This window comes from Lysobacter sp. OAE881 (assembly GCF_040546665.1).
Lineage (GTDB): Bacteria > Pseudomonadota > Gammaproteobacteria > Xanthomonadales > Xanthomonadaceae > Lysobacter_J > Lysobacter_J soli.
On the sequence record NZ_JBEPOG010000001.1, the window covers coordinates 3,981,671 to 3,999,102 of the forward strand.

At 62.3% G+C, this 17,432-nt stretch carries 20 protein-coding genes; 3 read left to right on the forward strand and 17 right to left on the reverse strand.

Translation table 11 applies throughout. The features are described from left to right. Positions 1–873: 873 nt before the first annotated feature. The 5 genes from ABIE51_RS18235 to ABIE51_RS18255 all read right to left on the reverse strand — a co-directional run bounded on the left by ABIE51_RS18235 (position 874) and on the right by ABIE51_RS18255 (position 4,620). Positions 874–1,329 carry a YbbD-related protein gene (locus ABIE51_RS18235; protein WP_192632766.1) on the reverse strand — a complete coding sequence of 152 codons (456 nt, stop codon included), beginning with the start codon at positions 1,327–1,329 and terminating at the stop codon, positions 874–876. After that, positions 1,326–1,682 (reverse strand): hypothetical protein, encoded by a 357-nt coding sequence (locus ABIE51_RS18240; RefSeq protein WP_192632765.1) that lies wholly within the window; start codon positions 1,680–1,682, stop codon positions 1,326–1,328. Before ABIE51_RS18240 ends, ABIE51_RS18235 begins: the two co-directional genes overlap by 4 nt. 536 nt (positions 1,683–2,218) lie before the next feature. Further along, a complete protein-coding gene (locus tag ABIE51_RS18245) occupies positions 2,219–2,530 on the reverse strand; it encodes a hypothetical protein (RefSeq protein WP_192632764.1) in 312 nt (103 codons plus the stop codon). 96 nt (positions 2,531–2,626) lie between these two features. After that, a complete protein-coding gene (locus tag ABIE51_RS18250) occupies positions 2,627–3,112 on the reverse strand; it encodes a hypothetical protein (protein ID WP_192632763.1) in 486 nt (161 codons plus the stop codon). Positions 3,113–4,062: 950 nt separating this feature from the next. After that, positions 4,063–4,620: a DUF6438 domain-containing protein gene (locus ABIE51_RS18255; RefSeq protein WP_192632762.1), complete on the reverse strand. Its 558-nt coding sequence runs from the start codon at positions 4,618–4,620 to the stop codon at positions 4,063–4,065. Between the two features lie 356 nt (positions 4,621–4,976). Here ABIE51_RS18255 and ABIE51_RS18260 point away from each other — a divergent pair, with 356 nt between their 5' ends. Continuing rightward, complete coding sequence (locus tag ABIE51_RS18260; protein ID WP_192632761.1) at positions 4,977–5,981, forward strand: glycoside hydrolase family 43 protein; 1,005 nt, start codon at positions 4,977–4,979, stop codon at positions 5,979–5,981. A gap of 100 nt (positions 5,982–6,081) precedes the next feature. Here the strand turns inward: ABIE51_RS18260 and ABIE51_RS18265 are convergent, their stop codons facing one another. Next, on the reverse strand, positions 6,082–6,552 hold the full coding sequence (locus ABIE51_RS18265) for a hypothetical protein (RefSeq protein WP_192632760.1): 471 nt from the start codon (positions 6,550–6,552) through the stop codon (positions 6,082–6,084). Positions 6,553–7,367: 815 nt separating this feature from the next. Here ABIE51_RS18265 and ABIE51_RS18270 point away from each other — a divergent pair. Continuing rightward, positions 7,368–7,724 carry a hypothetical protein gene (locus ABIE51_RS18270; protein ID WP_192632759.1) on the forward strand — a complete coding sequence of 119 codons (357 nt, stop codon included), beginning with the start codon at positions 7,368–7,370 and terminating at the stop codon, positions 7,722–7,724. Positions 7,725–7,820: 96 nt separating this feature from the next. Here ABIE51_RS18270 and ABIE51_RS18275 read toward each other — a convergent pair whose 3' ends face one another. The 11 genes from ABIE51_RS18275 to glmS form a co-directional block, all read right to left on the reverse strand. After that, positions 7,821–8,321, reverse strand: coding sequence for a hypothetical protein (locus tag ABIE51_RS18275; protein ID WP_192632758.1), 501 nt, complete (start codon positions 8,319–8,321; stop codon positions 7,821–7,823). Between the two features lie 140 nt (positions 8,322–8,461). Next, a complete protein-coding gene (locus ABIE51_RS19370; protein ID WP_502913312.1) occupies positions 8,462–8,701 on the reverse strand; it encodes a DUF6960 family protein in 240 nt (79 codons plus the stop codon). 55 nt (positions 8,702–8,756) lie between these two features. After that, complete coding sequence (locus ABIE51_RS18280) at positions 8,757–9,215, reverse strand: hypothetical protein (RefSeq protein ID WP_192632757.1); 459 nt, start codon at positions 9,213–9,215, stop codon at positions 8,757–8,759. 91 nt (positions 9,216–9,306) lie between these two features. After that, positions 9,307–9,828, reverse strand: coding sequence for a hypothetical protein (locus ABIE51_RS18285; RefSeq protein ID WP_192632756.1), 522 nt, complete (start codon positions 9,826–9,828; stop codon positions 9,307–9,309). 176 nt (positions 9,829–10,004) lie between these two features. Next, the gene (locus tag ABIE51_RS18290; RefSeq protein ID WP_192632755.1) at positions 10,005–10,325 is read right to left on the reverse strand and encodes a hypothetical protein; all 321 of its coding nucleotides are present in this window, start codon (positions 10,323–10,325) and stop codon (positions 10,005–10,007) included. A 228-nt stretch (positions 10,326–10,553) separates the two neighbouring features. After that, complete coding sequence (locus ABIE51_RS18295; RefSeq protein ID WP_192632754.1) at positions 10,554–10,949, reverse strand: hypothetical protein; 396 nt, start codon at positions 10,947–10,949, stop codon at positions 10,554–10,556. Positions 10,950–12,168: 1,219 nt separating this feature from the next. After that, the gene (locus ABIE51_RS18300) at positions 12,169–12,639 is read right to left on the reverse strand and encodes a hypothetical protein (protein ID WP_192632753.1); all 471 of its coding nucleotides are present in this window, start codon (positions 12,637–12,639) and stop codon (positions 12,169–12,171) included. A 244-nt stretch (positions 12,640–12,883) separates the two neighbouring features. Beyond that, positions 12,884–13,159 carry a hypothetical protein gene (locus ABIE51_RS18305; protein ID WP_192632752.1) on the reverse strand — a complete coding sequence of 92 codons (276 nt, stop codon included), beginning with the start codon at positions 13,157–13,159 and terminating at the stop codon, positions 12,884–12,886. Between the two features lie 216 nt (positions 13,160–13,375). Continuing rightward, positions 13,376–13,585: a hypothetical protein gene (locus ABIE51_RS18310; RefSeq protein ID WP_192632751.1), complete on the reverse strand. Its 210-nt coding sequence runs from the start codon at positions 13,583–13,585 to the stop codon at positions 13,376–13,378. 134 nt (positions 13,586–13,719) lie between these two features. Then, positions 13,720–13,962, reverse strand: coding sequence for a hypothetical protein (locus tag ABIE51_RS18315; protein WP_192632750.1), 243 nt, complete (start codon positions 13,960–13,962; stop codon positions 13,720–13,722). Positions 13,963–14,083: 121 nt separating this feature from the next. Continuing rightward, positions 14,084–15,916 carry a glutamine--fructose-6-phosphate transaminase (isomerizing) gene (gene glmS / locus ABIE51_RS18320; protein WP_192632749.1) on the reverse strand — a complete coding sequence of 611 codons (1,833 nt, stop codon included), beginning with the start codon at positions 15,914–15,916 and terminating at the stop codon, positions 14,084–14,086. A 207-nt stretch (positions 15,917–16,123) separates the two neighbouring features. On the opposite strand from glmS, the gene ABIE51_RS18325 reads away from it, so the two are divergent. Beyond that, the gene (locus ABIE51_RS18325; protein ID WP_192632748.1) at positions 16,124–17,413 is read left to right on the forward strand and encodes an efflux RND transporter periplasmic adaptor subunit; all 1,290 of its coding nucleotides are present in this window, start codon (positions 16,124–16,126) and stop codon (positions 17,411–17,413) included. Positions 17,414–17,432: the final 19 nt, after the last annotated feature.

Below are 17,432 nucleotides of genomic sequence, written 5' to 3' on the forward strand. Positions count from 1 at the left end.
CTGCCGTCGCGCCGGTAACCTTGTTACGCGCCGGGTCGACTATCAGGGTCACGTTCTCCACGCATGCGTTAATCAACGACCCGCTCCTGCGACTGCAGTGCACGTTCGGCGTGGGCGATCTCATTTCGCACTCGAATCCTTCGCTATTGAGACGACCCCTCACGTCGCCCAGACGGCTCCCAGTGGAAATCAACGACGCGGCCAACGCGTCAAGCTTGTCTTGGTCGGGCGCGCGACACCCTGTCAAGAGAAACAGGCCATCACGAGGCAAGTGGAGCACAAAATCTTCATCATTTGAATTTCCGCCCTGCGTCGAAGCGGACGTTAGCATCGCCGTCGCGCGCCCGCGGGAGCCATGTCCGCTATCGGCCAGAAGCGGTCATTCGTCTGTGCGCTCTGCCTTGATTTGCGCGGTGGCCACGAGCCGCGCCAGCCCGGGCAGCGTGCGAAGCCTCAAGCCCGGGGCGGCTATCACTGCGAAACCTGTCGCGGCCCGTAGCCGTCGGGAAAGCACCTCTCGCGTAACGAGCGGCTGCGTACTCACGAACGAGCGACCGAACATTCCCTTCAGCAGAAGCGGCAGGGAACGATGACCACGCCCCAGTTCGCTAAACACACCTGAGAAAGACAGGTCCGAGTCGGTCGACCTAATCCCTAGCGCTCGACTGAACGGGGTTGGTTGCGAGAGACCGTCCGCATCCTCTCGCCAATAGCGAGCGCTCGAAAGTGGTCTGTCACCGGTAAGTAGCCAAACGCCATATCGCAAGGTTGTCATGACCAACTCGGATCAAAGTGAATCGCGAACCGAGTGTCCGCTTCGGGTCGAAGGCGGACATTAGCACCCGGCTGCCGTCCATCCCGGATGAACGACCGCTATTGGCCAGAAGCGGTCGTGGTCGTGGCCCCAGGTGCGGACCACATCGTGTACTCGCACTTGCCGGCGCTGGTGATGCAGAAGAACACCCAGTGCCCATCGCCTTCCCGATAGCTCCAAGCGGTGAAGCCGCGCTGCTTGTAATCCATCAGCATGTCGCGCCAGTTGGAGATCGGTGCGTCGGCAGGAGCGACGGCTATCAATTTCCCGAAAAGCAGCGGCCCTTCCGACGGTTGGAAACGGAAGCTTCCCTTCGAGGTGCTCGCGTCCAGATTGTTGACGGTATGGATATCGACGGATGATGGCGGCAACACGTCGGGAAGCCAGCCTCGCTCGTACAGGTGATCCGCCTTGGCGTCCTCCAGCGTCGGATACCGGCGCTCGGCGATATACGTTTCGCAACCGGCGATCGCCATGTAAAGGATGAGTACCGTCAGCTGGAGGCTTCGTTTCATGGTCGTGACGAGTCGGCCCATAGGTACTTGCGCCAGTAGTCGATCGTGCCGAACGGGATGATCACCACGAACTGGACGATCCATTGCGCCGCACCACCCTCCTCAAGTCGCTTGTTGCCGAGTGCGTGCCAACTAAACGCGGCAATGGCACACAACTGCAGGACGACGATGGGCCAGAACGGGCGATCCAGCACCGCGTGGTCGGACAAGGCCCACGCGCGAAAGAACATGGTCAGGGCAATCGATGTGGGGACGACGGCGAGCGCCAGCGACCCCCAGCGCAGCAGCCACTTTCCCATCGGCCGTATCGCCATTCGAAGCACCTTTCCTTGTGTCCACTTCGCGTCGGACATTAGCACCGCCCGGGCTGTTGTCCTGCCCTAATGTCCGCTATCGGCCAACAGCGGACATCAGCTGATGCCTCGGCCTGAGCGACTCTGTGGCGGCGCAACGCGAAGCGGGTGCTCCGGGTAATCCCGAATGAACCCGTCCACCTCAGACAACCGATCGGGCAACGGCGGTCCATCTACGCTGCGGTAACTGGAGAAGCGGAAACCTGCGTCAAAGAGCGCTTGGACCGTCGCCCACTGCTCTGTGTCCTTCGTAGGCGGGGCCCTGAACGATCGACCCATCTCATGAAGCTGAGCACTGCAGTTCGGGCAGGTTGCCGTGAAGGCCGGACGCGGTGCGACCTTGAAGCTCTTTCGGCAAGCAAAGCACGCGTGGGCAATCAGGTACTGAGGGCTTGGCATGCGAAGGGTTCGTACGGCGACCGGGGGGGGGGGTAGAGCTAGTGTGCCTCGAATGTCCGCGTCGGGTCGAAGCGGACATTGGCACCGCCAAAGCAGGCTCGTCCGGCCGAGCGTCTGCTATCGGCCAGGAGCGGACATCAGCCGCCGAGGTACTTCCGTACGTCTTCCACATTCCGAAACGAGGCATCCGATTCCAAGCCTGTGACCCTGTGCAGTGTTGTGACCAAGCGTTCCCCCGCGCCGGCTTCAAGGACGTAGATCCCGCCGTCCACGACACGCCCGGACCGATTAACTGGCTCCGTGAAGCGAGGTTGGAGCGGAGCGCCGCTTTGGTCCCAAAACAGCCAACCACCCGATTCGACGTCGCAGCCTTCACAGTAGTCAGTCAGCGCGGTCACGGTGGGGAACACATAAAGCATCAGATCATCGGCGCTAAGTGCGAAATACATGCGATCTCCACGCCTCCTGCCTGCGCATCCGGATGTCCGCTTTGGGTCGAAAGCGGACATTAGCAACTTGGTCGCCGGTCGTCGTCCGAGCGTCCGCTATCGGTCAGGAGCGGGCCGGGCCCCGGCTTCGGTCCAACGGATTACGAGGTCGCCAATCAGCATGGCCTTGCGCGCTTCGCGCGCCTTGGCCGATTGGGGTCCCACTACGACGCAGGTCCCCGGCGCGTTCACTGAACTGAAGCACTGGAGGAGCGCTTTCCTTCCCGGCGTCCCGATAAATGCAGCGCCTCCTGCCAGAGAATCCCCAGCCGCCGCGAGAAGTTCAACTTGGATGCTGACGAGCTGAAGCGGACAGCCCTTGTCGGTACCCTCGATGCTCGTCGGAATACGGCGTCGCCCTGGCTCATCGAACGCGACCACCTGTCTGGGATAGGCAACCGGTCCAATGAGTGCTTTCGTCTGACTGCACTTCTTCGAGAAGTTGGCGTACTCGCCCTGTATGTTCAGCGCGATGGGTTGGGATGCGAATTTGGCCGAGGGCGACAGCATCGCCTCGGCCGAGATCACGGCAGGCAGATCCATGCCTTCATCGCCAGTTTGGTCCTGCGTGCCCGACCCGGAACACGACGCCGTCACGAATATTGCGATTACGAATGCGCCTCGTACGAAAGAACTAATAGCGCCTCAACCCTGATATGACCGCTTTGGGTCGAAAGCGGACATCAGCACCGCCGAGCCCACTTCAATCGGCCCAACGTCCGCTATCGGCCAGAAGCGGACTTCGCGAGCGCCGATGAATCCGGACTATGCCCTGGACTCGGCTACCTGTTAGGTAGCTGCGCACTCGATGCCTCGCAACCGAAGAGCCCTGCAGAGCGAATCAAGCCTAGCCTCGGAGTCGTCATCCGCTACGAAGTAGCGGCCATCCTGAAGTGAGCGTAATCCGGAATCGAACGCAAACACTGGAGTGTCGTAGTTGCGAATCGAACCCTCCAGGTAATAGTTGAAGTCGCTTTCGCTCCGCCCGTTGGAATACACACACTGCAGGCGGGAGAGCCATCTACCGAACGCCAGGTTGACCTTCTGCAAGGACGGGAACCGCCGGAGCGGTGTGGACAAGAAGTGCGCCTCACCTACAGTCCAAAGCTCGCCGCGCCTAGCGCGCGGGAGGAAAATCGTGACTATGGGCGAAGAGCGCTCGTCGATGTTTCCGCTCCCCTGATATGCAAGCGGCCCTTGGGCGGAGAAGTAGAGAACGATCCCTCTATCCGTACGCGCCTCGACTGGAGCTTCGTCTAGCGAGCGGAACCACTCAAGAACTTCGGAAGGCTGGGACGGGTCTGCGATGAATCTATGAGTAGTACCCATGCTCTCAACGATCTCGGCTGCTTTAGTAAAGCTTACCGCGCCCCCCCTGTGGACGTTCGCTTCGGGCGGTAGCGGACATTACCATCGGCCCGGCCGACTAGCCCGCCTCGACGTCCGCTTTCGGCCAGGAGCGGACATTGTGGGCTTTTGTCGGCTGAGTACTGCTAAAGCTGATCAGCGTCGTGCCCAATCCACTGCCGAGTGCTGGTCACTAGATCGATTGTGGTGCCCAGCCAATCGATTGCGTCGAGTTCGTCAAGGCCCCTGCATCCTTGGTAGTGCATTACGCGCTTCACACCGCTATCGCGCACAACCGTAATTTCAAGAGACGGGTTATCGGTCCAGATCGAAGGGCAGCCATCTTCCTTTGTGGCGTAGCGATCCTGCAGTGCAAAGAAGTTTGTTCGTTCCAGGGCAGCAACAAGGAGGTTCCAATCCGATAGCGCGATTTTCGAGGTCGCACTACGCTTGTGCAGAACATACTCTTTCCCATCGAATGTCACCGATCCATCTCGCTTGATGGTGACTTTGTAGACGGGGCACGGACCGAAGCAGCCTGTACGCTGGAGTCCGATCTCTTCGATGTCCCTACTGCTGGGCGATCCGGTGGGCGCGAGCGTGGAAGCGGTTCCCCGAGTTCCCCGACTGGTGGTATCGGTGGGCGAGCACGCAAGAGAACTACATGTCACCGCGGCAAGCGTAAACGTCGACAACCACTTCATCCGGCTTCTCCTGTTCGCAATCCTCTGCTCGATCGCAATCGCCCTGGCGCCCTTCAGCCCTGATGGCGAATGTCCGCTATGGGTCGGAAGCGGACATTAGCATCGTAGCCGCAGGCTGGCTCGCCGGCGCGGTCGCCGGCATTCGCCGCAGCCAACATTGGCCTGAAGGGACACGGGCCGAACTTGGCGGGACAGCACGAGCATGGCTCCGAAATGTGGATCGCCCCACCGGAACGAGGCGCCGGGGTGACGGCATGCGTCGCCGCGCTCTCGTACACTCGGCGCAGGCTCTGGGTACGTGCCTATTCCATGCCGCGCTGGCGGCCAACATCACGGGAAACAGGATGGGTAACTGCATGAGACAGGCCGCGCGCGTCATGTCGATGATGCTGCTTGCACTGGCGACGGTGCCGTTTGCGGCCGTGGCGCAAACGAAGGCTGCGCCGGGGTCGAATCCCCTCTTCCGCGACAAGTTCACCGCCGACCCCGCACCGCTGGTGGTGGGCGACCGGCTTTACCTTTACGTCGGGCACGATGAAGCCCAGCGCGACGAGATGTTCAACATGCGCGAGTGGCTGGTCTATTCGACGGCCGACATGAAGACCTGGACCGACCACGGCCCGATCATGAAGGTGGCCGATTTCAAATGGGCCAAGGCTGATGCGTGGGCGTCGCAGGCCATCGAGAAGAACGGGCGGTTCTGGTTCTACGCGGCGGTGGAGCACGACGATACGCATCCGGGCAAAGCGATCGCGGTGGCCGTGGCCGACACGCCCACCGGGCCGTTCGTCGATGCGAAGGGCTCGGCGCTCATCACCAACGAGATGACGCCCAAGGGCACGCACAGCTGGGAAGACATCGACCCCACGGTGTTCACCGACGACGACGGAACGACGTGGATCGCGTGGGGCAACCGGCAGTGCTACATCGCCCGGCTCAAGCCGAACATGATCGAGATAGACGGGCCGATTACCGAGATCACGCCGCCGCACTTCGAGGAAGGCCCGTGGCTGCACAAGCGCGGCGCGATGTACTACCTGACATACGCCTCGCTCGACCGCGAGACGCACCGGGACGAAAAGGTGTCGTACGCGACCGCGCCGTCGATCCAGGGGCCGTGGACGTATCGCGGCGAGCTGACGGGCTCGGGCAAGTACAGCTTCACGATCCACCCCGGCATCGTGCAGTTCAGGGGCGACTGGTACCTGTTCCTGCATAACGCCACGCTGGCCATCGGCGACCAGAACGGTGCGATCGGCCGGCGCGCGGTGACGGTCGAACACCTGCAGTACAACCCCGACGGGAGCATGAAGCCCGTGATGCAGACGGAGGCTGGAGTTTCGGTGCCGGCTGGGCGGTAGGGCGTTGCGCCCGTGATGGCGCCGTCGTGCCCTGTGGCCGCAAGTCGGGTGCCGCTGCGCGGCACCCGATTGCGGATCGAGTTGTCAGCGCCTGCGAACGTTAGTGCTTGGTTTCGGTCGAGGTCGCTCGCGCCGTCCTGTTAAAGCGTGCAGCCAGAGTTTTCCTGAGGCTCTCAATGCCTGCTGTCTTTCCCGCAACCTTGAGCATCGCGTATCCCTCCAGAGCGGCACTCATGATGTCGCTACCGAGCACAGTCTCGGTGTCCGTTGCGCGTTCGAGAAGCCGCGACAGCCGAATCAATCTGGGCCGCAACTGGTCCAGCGCCACGAGGTCGCGCTGAAGCTCTGCCAAGTCGAAGTTCTGCGGCAGGACGTACGGGTTCGCGCTTAATACTTCGATTGCCTGCCGGCAAAAGGCTTCGGACTTGTTGCCCATCTTGGTTAATTGCCGTCGTTCGTACGCAGGCATGGCGATGAGGTCCGTGAACTCCTGTTCCAAGGAACTCAGCGCTGCGTCAATGGCGGCCAGTTGCTCGCCAGTAAAGCTGAGCGAGATTAGATTCTGACTCATGAGGCTTCCTACTTCCCTATTGGTACGCCGGCTTCGTTGCCGGCCACCCAACAGTAGCGACATAAGCCCCACTAAAAGTTGAGAAATAGTCGAGCACCTGAGGCGCTCTGAGTACATGACGAGTCCACGTTCGGTTGTCACGCCCTGCTCGCAAGCCAATTCATGCCGGACGCAAGCCAAATCTGCTTGCGCACAACATGATTTGACTTGCGCGAGAAGCAATTTGGCTTGCGCGCAAGGCAAATTGGCGCGCATTTGACTGAAGTTAGCTTGCGCGCAAGTCAAGTTCACTTGCTCGCAAGGCAAACTTGCTTGCGCGCAAACCGGTTTCAACCGCTCGCAAGCCGAATTGCTTTGCGCGCAAGTCAATCTGGCTTGCGCTCGAACCATTTTGGTTTGCGCGCAAGCCGAAATGGCTTGCGGCCAAGAATGCAGAAGTCGGTAGAGTGCGGTGGTCGTCTACGCGTGGCCGGCGCCGTCCTACCCGCGACAAAAGCTCACGAAAAAGATTGATCTGACGCACATACGCGGTTGAATCGGCTTTCTCGCTTTGGCACGCTGGCACGGCACCGGCAGATTCCGGTGCCGGGCTTGGCAGCCCGACAACAGGCGCGCAGGCGCCCATCATCGATCGGCGCCTTTTTGTTTCTCCGGTCTTTCGCGATGATGGGCCCTGCGTGGAGCGCACTCGCCTATGGCGGGCGGCGCGGGGGAGCCGAGAGGCTCGCCGGTCCTGTTCCGGTCTGCCAACCCCGCGTCGTCCGTCGCCCTGTTTGGCAGCAGATCGACGGAATTCACCTAACAGGAATTCCGCAATGACCAATAAGAAGAAGCGCGCGAGTAGCGTGCGGCCGGAAGCACAGCCGTCTGGCACTCTGTCCATCACCGCCCTCCCCTTCGTCGTCGACGGCGAACAAGGTCGCCCGCGCTACTGGGCGGTCGAGCCAGTAGACGAAACGCCATTGAAGCAAATCCAGGCCCAGCGCGTCGGTGCCAAATACGCGATCGAGTACGCCGATTGGCTGCGCGCCAACCCCGAACTCGTAGGCATGGGAACGCTAGGCTGGATTGCGGCTGACATTGACTTCCGCGACGCTAACTGCACGGGGTATTGGATCGGCTTCTTTTCCTGCATGGAGCGGTTGCTCTTCGATGCGGCAGGCGTGACGTAAGAGCCGACCTCCAACGCAATCCCCGGGCCGAATTCCGAGCCCGGGCATTGCCGCGGCCGTTCAGTGTCCGCTATCGGCCAGAAGCGGACATTACAGCTAGGGGAACAGTCGAACCGGCCGCCCCGATACCTTCCCGTGTTCTTCGCTGCCCTGCATATGGGTGAAGTTGTAAGTGCCGGCGAATTCATTGTCGGACAGCTCGCCTGCGTACATCGGGTAGGCATCACACAATGCCGTCGACAGAAGAACATGGAGATTGCGTCCGTCGATCACGTAAGCCGGAGCGCGGAGCTTGCCTGTGCTCCCACTGACGATCTCCAGCTTCCTCCAGTCGCCCGACAAGCAAGCGTCCTGGGGAGCATCAGTGACGCGTACGACGAACGATTCCACGACTGCGCCGTCCTTGCCGGTGGTCACGAACTCCCAGTCCACTCCCGCGCGCCAAGCGTCCGGCGTCGGCTCCGACGCCAGCTTCTGATAGTGCGCTTGCCTGGCGTCAAAGGTCTCGCGCTCGCGTTCCGATGACAGCCCGCCATGAATGGAACACCCGGACAACCCGAAGACGCCTACGAGCAACAGCGACAAGATCATCCGCATGGAAGAGCTCACATTGAGGCGCAGCAAGATAATGGTCGGCCGCGGGTGGATGACCGCTTTGGGTCGGAAGCGGACATTAGCATTGCTGGCCGCCCCACTCCCGCCCGAATGTCCGCTAACGGCCAGGAGCGGACGCTCCGTCAATCCTCGGATATCAAGTCGCTGGCGAAGTACCGCTTTCCAATCTTCCTGCCATCGACTTCAAGGTAGTAGTTGTAGCAAGCATCCTTGAAGTGCCAGACGACGCGCAGCACAGTGCCTACACGCGGAGTGAGATTCCGCTCATTGACACGCACCGATACGCGTTGCCCCACGTCGAACTCCGGTCGCGGTTCCAACTCTTTATTCCCCAATGTCCGCTTTGGGTCGAAAGCGGACATTAGCAGCCCTGCCGCCGGCCGTCCCGGCCGAATGTCCGCTATCGGCCAGAAGCGGTCATTGCTTGCGGCCCTCGCGAGGAAGCGGTGAAGTAAGGGCCGCCTTTGTGGCTCTGATGACGCAGGATTGCCGGTCAGTGCCCGGCTGCTGCTGGCACCTCAGGAGCGACGCTTCTATTTCGTCGTCGAACGTTGGCTCGAGTCCGCCAAGCATTCCCTGGTAGATGCAGCTTGCTCTGCGAAACGCCTCCAACGTTCGGCCATCCAGTTGTGCGAATCGGTAAACATCGTCTAGGCGGCTGCGAGCTGCGGCCTCTGCATCCGACTCTCCCGAAGGCAATGAAGCTAGGACCGCTTCCTTTGAAACACCTCTGTCGCGACCACGTGCCATTAGCTGCGTCGATTCCTCGCGAACGAAGCAGTACTCGGCCAACTCGGCCATTGGATCTTTAGCCACGGCGCCGGATGCGATGGCATAGAGCGCCATGCCGATAGCAAAGAGCGAACGGTACTTCATCAATCCCCCTGACTGCGCTTACCGAACGATCGCTTCGGGTCGGAAGCGGACATTAGCAGCCCGGCTGCCGGCCGTCCCGGCCGAGCGTCCGCTATCGGTCAGGAGCGGGCCGGGCCCCGGCTTCGGTCCAACGGATTACGAGGTCGCCAATGAGCATGGCCTTGCGCGCTTCGCGCGCCTTGGCCGATTCGGGTCCTACTACGACGCAGGTCCCCGGGGCGTTCACTGAACTGAAGCACTGGAGGAGCGCTTTCCTTCCCGGCGTCCCGATAAATGCAGCGCCTCCTGCCAGAGAATCCCCAGCCGCCGCGAGAAGTTCAACTTGGATGCTGACGAGCTGAAGCGGACAGCCCTTGTCGGTACCCTCGATGCTCGTCGGAATACGGCGTCGCCCCGGCTCATCGAACGCGACCACCTGTCTGGGATAGGCAACCGGTCCAATGAGTGCTTTCGTCTGACTGCACTTCTTCGAGAAGTTGGCGTACTCGCCCTGTATGTTCAGCGCGATGGGTTGGGATGCGAACTTGGCCGAGGGCGACAGCATCGCCTCGGCCGAGATCACGGCCGGCAGATCAATGCCTCCATCGCCAGTTTGGTCCTGCGTGCCCGACACGGAACACGACGCCGTCACGAATATTGCGATTACGAATGCGCCTCGTACGAAAGAACTCATAGCGCCTCATCCCTGATATGACCGCTTTGGGTCGCAAGCGGACATTAGCAGCCCGGCCGCCGGCCGTCCCGACCGAGCGTCCGCTATCGGCCAGAAGCGGTCATTCACGTGACCGCTCAATCCAGAATGGGGGCCGACGTCGAGATCCGCTGGATGCCTCTACACAGCTGACGTGCGGTGTGCTCGTCCGTGCCATCCACGTACACCTGAATGGCAACCGCGTCACCGGGAGGTACCCGCATCGCGGCCACGTGTAGCGCCTCGTGGTTTCCGTGCGGACGCGCCAGATACAGAAGCAGTGGCTCTTGCCCGAACTCATCGCGAAGGGCGCTTTCGGTCGCAGAATCACGCCTCGCATCCAGATGGTTCTCGTTGGCGATCGACACGAGCTGACGTGCAATATGTTCCAAGGAAGCGGACGTTGACAGCTCGATCATTCGCTCACAGCTCATGCGACCGGATTTCTCGATACGCGGTCCATCGGAACAGGACGCGAGCGCAAAAACGGCCATCGCCGTGCCTATGAATCGCGGGGTGGCCATTACTTGGGCAGAACGTCCGCTCTGGGTCGAAGGCGGACATTAGCAGCCCGGCTGCCGGGCGTCCCGGCCGAACGTCCGCTATCGGCCAGAAGCGGACATCGCCCAAACGTTGCCTCGGGACCTCTAGGACTCGGTCGAAAGCCCGGGAACGAACTCGCTGCCCGAGTGCAGGCGCTCGATCAAGCGCTTCGCCATGAAGCCATAAACGACCTCTGGCGGCGTGTCGTTCTCGACATATCGAATGTGTGCGACTGAGTAGGCCGTCCCGAGTTCGCCATTGGCTTCGGCCACGCCCTCAAGCACGTACCTAACGAGTGCATCCTCATCCAATGGCTTGTGGCTACATCCGCCCGCCGCAGGAAGCCGCTCGCAGATCGGACGAGAACCAGTGCCGTCGAGCCTGATCTGCAAGAGGTTATGGGTTGGTCCCGTAATGCGAGAAACCGCGAGGAACTCCCCCAGTCGTACGAAGTGCATCAGCGATCCCCTTAATGTCCGCTTCGGGTCGAAGGCGGACATTAGCAGCCGCCGTCGCGTCCGTCCTTCCTAGATGTCCGCTATCGGCCAAAAGCGGTCATTCACTAACGCCGCGTCACATCAGAGTGGCCAAGGTGGCTTTTCCCGATGTCTCCTCGACCAGGACCGTCACCTCGTCGGGGCTTAGCACGATACCTTCTGGAACGAGGTGCTCGAAAGTTACCCTCCAGTGGCGACAGTTGACTCCGAGCGATCGTGAGAACGAATCACTGTCAACGAGCGTTGCACTGTAATGGCGATCCTTGAGCGGATATGTTCTGTCCAGTCTGCGGTCAGCGACAAAGTCCCGCGCAATCTGGATGGCTTGGTGTTGCTGAAGGGACATGGCTAGCGGACCTAGTAGATGGATCTAGCGGCCGGGTCCGATGACCGAGCAATGACCGCTTTGGGTCGAAAGCGGACATTAGCAGCCCGGCTGCCGGGGGTGCCGGTCGAACGTCCGCTATCGGCCAGAAGCGGACGTTCGACTCACACCTTCCAGACTTTGCTACCTACGGGTACGTCAGCCTTATCGAGCCCAGCCAGATAGACAATCAGTTTGTAGCCACCAGGTCGAAAGTGATCGAGACGAAGCTGTGCCTCTGCGTGCAACCTGGTCCCGTCCGGCCGCTCGACGACAACGGCGCAGGCGGGCTTGTGCTTGTCATGCGGGAGCGGCAAATCGGGCGCCAGAGCTAACCCTCGACCGGTGAGCATGAAGCGGTCCTCGACATTTAGTAGAAGCTCCATTCGGTCCCTGTCCGAATCGCGGGTATGTCCGCTTTGGGTCGAAAGCGGACATTAACATCGCCACAGTGGCCTCGTCTGGCCGAACGTCCGCTATCGGCCAGAAGCGGACGTTTCCGAAATCAGGATTTCAACCCGGCCTTGTGCAGGGCCGCATTGGCGCGAAAGCGGAGGCGACTACACCGATCACGCTCGGCTTCGCTGGTTGAGTCATCACATGCGCAATGCGCGGCTAGCCACTTCAAGTCTTCCACGTCCAGCCAAAGCGCCACTCGCCCAAGTTCGCTCTCACGATGCGAATCGGTAGCGACGACTGTCTTTTCGTTCATCTGCTCCCCCTCGATTCAGAACGTCCGATGTCCGCTTCGGGTCGGAAGCGGACATTACCACCGCCGTAGCGGGCTGGTCCGGACGAGGTCCGCTTTCGGCCAGAAGCGGTCATCGAAGGGATGTGAGCCGAAACCACTCGCTGAAGTCAGGTCGCGTGCCGAACGACCTTCAGTACACGCGGCCGCTGGGCATCCATAAACATAAAACAGCGCCCGAAAAGCGCCTTGATTCCAAAGGCATCGAACTTGTTCTGCCCGAGGGGAGTCATGAGCACCTCGTGCTTGGCCAAGGCACGTTGATGCTGCGCCTCGATCTCAGTCCAGTTTGCCGCCACGACGTCGCTGAGCACCACGTTCGCCGTGATGTCGTTCTTGTACCCAATTAGGATGTTGCCATCGTCCATCGCTACCGGCCGCATATCGGGGTGCGCATGAAAGACTTCGTCGAGCGCGGCCAATGCGAAGGCTTCGGCCTGCGCTTCGCTTAAGCCCACCGGTAGCAGGACGAACGTTCCATTAGCGAACAAGGCGAAGTCCCGCTTGCCGTCTGTGTAGTACCTGACACGGTCTTCGATCGACTCCAGGGGCTGCACGATCGAAGGCTGCCAGTCGGGCACCGGCGGGAACTTGGCACTCGGTTCGCTCGGTGGTTGAGCCTTCTTCCTTCGCCATCCAAACATGCGCCCCCCGTAATGTCCGCTTTGGGTCGAAAGCGGACATTAGCAGTGTGGTGACGACGCCAGCCAGCCGAACGTCCGCTATCGGCCAAGAGCGGACGTTGGGTTGAAGACTGGTGACCACCCCAGCGCCGCGCTCAAGCTGCTCCCGGGACTCCGTCGAAAACTCCTCGGCAAAGGAGTTCTAAGTGCCCGCGCTTGAAAGCGTAACGGCAGCCACAATCATGCCGACACCGATCAGCAGCGAGACAACGTGCACAACAACGTCGCGCGAGCTCAAGTTGTCCACGTCTTCCCAAGTGGTGGTGAAGTCGTTCGCCTTTCCTTGGCGCTTACGCGCATTGTCCAGTGCACGATTGGCCGTGACGAGCGGCAACGTTATTCCGGCGAGTGCGAGCAGAACGCCTAGCGGCGGCTCGCCGCCGGCCAGCAGCATGCCACCGGCCATCAGCCAGAACATCAAGATCAATGCGCCGCGTGCCGCGCGAAACATGCTGCCCCCACGGGTGTGTCGTCCCGTACCAGCCTAACGCATCACCAGTCCCACCTGGTCGTGCCGGGCCCTGTCCGGCATGGATCGACAGAGGAGATTGGCATCGCCCTCAAGGAGCCCACAGGACGAATGTCCGCCAACGGCCAGAAGCGGACCTTCGGACCTGCTCGTTGAGTACTGCGCTCAGTCCCCTTTGCGTCCCTTCTTGTACAGGTAGCTGCCCACACCGATGAGCACTGTCAGTACCAGACCGATCTGAGCTGACCTATCGAAGCCCCTGTTTATCAAGTGGTAAACGATGCCGGTGCCGTTCGAGAACTGCATTCCCAACTTTGCAAAGGCGAGCGCCGCAACGAAGACCAACAGCGCGATGACAATCAAGGCATCTTTCATCCGTCTCCCCTGGTGCCTCGGGACTGGGCGCCGTTGCTCGTCGGCTATGGGTCGATAGCGGACATTAGCAGCCCGGCCGCCAGCCGTCCCGGCCGAGCGTCCGCTATCGGCCAGGAGCGGACGTTTCGGCGAGATCAGTGCGCTGGCGTCCAGTTTGCGCGATATGGATCGATGCCCGCGGCAAGCAGCCTTCGTTGAACGGCCCGCAGCACGATCTCGATCCCTTCGGAGCTGGAGCGAATCACGTCGAGATCATCAGCCGAGATCTCATCCTCGCGCCAAGTTACCTGGTGAGACCCTGCGTCGTAGCGGACGAAGTAGCGTCCATCACGCTCGATCACTTCGGTACCCGTCGTATCCCTAGCGATCAACTTCATCTTCATTCTCCGATCGATTGCGATGTCCGCTTCGGGTCGAAAGCGGACATTAACATCCCGCCAAAAAGAACACGGCCCTCGCAAAGGAGGGCCGTTCCCAAGCACCGCATTCGGTCCGGCGTTACTCCACCGTCACCGACTTCGCCAGGTTACGGGGCTTGTCCACGTCGGTACCGCGCGCCAGTGCGGCGTGGTACGCCAGCAGCTGCACGGGGATGGCATGCACCACCGGCGACAGCACGCCGACGTGGCGTGGGGCGCGGATCACGTGCACGCCTTCGGACGGGCCGAACTGGCTGTCCTCGTCGGTGAAGACGAACAGCTCGCCGCCGCGGGCGCGCACTTCCTGCATGTTGGACTTCACCTTCTCCAGCAGGGTGTCGTTGGGGGCAATGACCACCACCGGCATGGCGGCATCCACCAGCGCGAGCGGGCCGTGCTTGAGTTCGCCGGCCGGGTAGGCTTCGGCGTGGATGTAGGAGATTTCCTTGAGCTTGAGCGCGCCTTCCAGTGCGATGGGGTAATGCACGCCACGGCCGAGGAATAGCGCGTGCTGCTTGGGCGCGAAACGCTCGGCCCAGGCGGTGACCTGCGGTTCCAGGTTCAGCGCGTGCTGCACGCTGCCGGGCAGGAAGCGCAGCGCGTCCAGGTACTGGCCTTCCTGCTCCACGCTCAGGCGGTTCTGCAATTTGGCCAGCGTGGCGGCCAGCGTGAACAGCGCCACCAGCTGCGTGGTGAACGCCTTGGTGGACGCCACGCCGATCTCGGCGCCGGCGCGCGTGTAGTACACCAGCCGGCTGGCGCGCGGGATGGCGCTTTCGGGCACGTTGCAGATGGACAGCGTGCGGTCGTGGCCCAGCGACTTGGCGTACTTCAGCGCTTCCATCGTGTCGAGCGTTTCGCCCGACTGCGAGATGGTGACGATGAGATGCTTCGGGTTAGCGACGGCCTTGCGGTAGCGGTATTCGCTGGCGATTTCGACCGAGCACGGCAGGCCGGAGATGGCTTCGATCCAGTAACGCGCGGTGAGGCCGGCGTAGTAGCTGGTGCCGCAGGCGAGGATCTGCACGCCTTCCACGTCGCGCAGGACGTGTTCGGCATCGGCGCCGAACAGCAGCGCGTTGAACGCGTTGGCGTCCATCACCGCCTCGATGGTGTCGGCGATGGCGCGCGGCTGCTCGTGGATTTCCTTCTGCATGAAGTGGCGGTACGGGCCCAGCTCCAGCGAGGCGAGCGAGACGTCGGACACGTGCACTTCGCGTTCGATGGCGGCGCCGCTGGCGTCGAACACGCGCACGGACTCGCGCGTGACTTCGGCGGTGTCGCCTTCTTCCAGGAAGATCACCTGGCGCGTTGCCTGCAGGATTGCGGACACGTCGCTGGCGATGAAGTTCTCGCCTTCGCCCAGGCCCACCAGCAGCGGGCAGCCCATGCGCGCGGCGATGAGGCGGCCGGGCTCGCGCTTGCTGACCACGGCGATGGCGTAGGCGCCCACGAGTTCGTGCACGGCTTTCTGCACGGCGGCCAGCAGGTCGGCGCCTTGCGACTGGTGGAAGTGGATCAGGTGCGCGATGACTTCGGTGTCGGTCTGCGACTCGAAGACGTAACCACGGGCGCGCAGGGCTTCGCGCTGCTCGTCGTGGTTTTCGATGATGCCGTTGTGCACCACGGCCAGTTCGCCGAAGGAGACGTGCGGGTGCGCGTTGGCTTCGGTCACGCCGCCGTGCGTGGCCCAGCGGGTGTGGCCGATGCCGAGCCGGGCGTGGAAGCCTTCGGACTGGGCGGCCGTTTCCATCTCAGACACGCGGCCGGTGCGGCGCACGCGGCGGACCTGTTCACCGTCCAGGACGGCAATGCCGGCAGAGTCGTAGCCGCGGTATTCCAGGCGCTTCAGGCCTTCGATCAGCACCGGCACCACGTCGCGATCGGCGATCGCTCCCACAATTCCGCACATGCAGCCGTACTCCTGGTTCGAAGGGGATTTCCGGAACGGAAAGCAGTTTAGCGGGAGGTACGCGAAGGCCGCTGTACGGCGGACACGGAACTGTCCGCGCGGACACTCCGGACAGGTGCTGGCGCGCGCAAGTGGTTGAATCCAAAGGGGCGCGAGATTGGCACGCGATCTGCTTGTTCAGGTGAGCTTCCATCACCTGACGACCGCATGATCCGCGACACCTCCGCCCAAGACCGCGTCCTCGCCGCGTCCCCTGCGAACCCGCGCCGCAAGCAGCTGCTCATCGGCGGCGGCGTGGCGGCCCTGCTCCTGGTGGCGCTGAGCGTGCCGACGCTGGGTCGCTGGCTGGGCGCCGGGCAGTCGGTCAGCGGCGAGCGCCTGCGCACGGCCGAAGTGCATCGCGGCACGCTGGTGCGGGACGTTTCGGTGCAAGGCCGCATGGTCGCGGCCGTCAGCCCGACGCTGTACGCGCCGGCCGCCGGCACCGTGACGCTGAAGGTGCGCGCCGGCGACACCATCAAGCAGGGCCAGACGCTGGCGGTGATCGACAGCCCCGAGCTGCGCAGCAAGCTGGTGCAGGAGCAGTCCACGCTGGCGAGCCTACAGGCCGAGGCCAGCCGCGCGGCGCTCGACGCGCAGCTGGCGCGCTCCACGGCACAGAAGGCGCTGGACCAGGCGGAGATCGACCGCACTGCCGCGCTGCGCGACCTGGAACGAAGCCAGAAGGGCTTCGACGGCGGCGCGGTGTCGAGCATCGAAGTGGCCCGCGCGCAGGACACGCTGAAGAAGGCCGACATCGGCCTGACGCACGCGCAGCACGACTACGGCCTGCAGGATCGCGGCGCCGGGCTGGACACGCGCAACAAGCACCTGCTCGCCCAGCGCCAGCAGGCGATCGTCGACGAGCTGCAGCGCCAGGTGGACGAACTCAACATCCGCTCGCCCGTGGACGGCATGGTCGGCACGGTGAACATCACCGACCGCACGGTGGTGCCGCTCAACCAGCCGCTGCTGGTGGTGGTGGACCTGCGCGAGCTGGAAGTCGAACTGCCGGTGCCGGAGAGCTACGCCGACGACCTGCGCCTGGGCATGGGCGCGGAGATCAGCTACGGCGGGCAGAAGTACAACGGCGTGCTGCAGTCGGTGTCGCCTGAAGTGGTGAACGGCCAGGTGATGGCGCGCCTGCGCTTCGCCGATCAGCAGCCCGACAACAAGCGCCCCACCGGCCTTCGCCAGAACCAGCGCGTGAGCACACGCGTGATGATCGAGGAGAAGCCGAACGTGCTGATGGTGCAGCGCGGCCCGTTCCTCGACACCGGCGGCGGCCGCGTCGCCTACAAGCTCGATGGCGACACCGCGATCAAGACCGCGATCACCACCGGCGCCAGCAGCCTGTCCGACGTGGAAGTGCTTTCGGGCCTGAAGCCCGGCGACCGCATCGTGATTTCCGACACCACCGCGTTCAACGGCGCGGACGAAGTGATGGTCAACGATTGACCGGCTTCACGCATCCCAC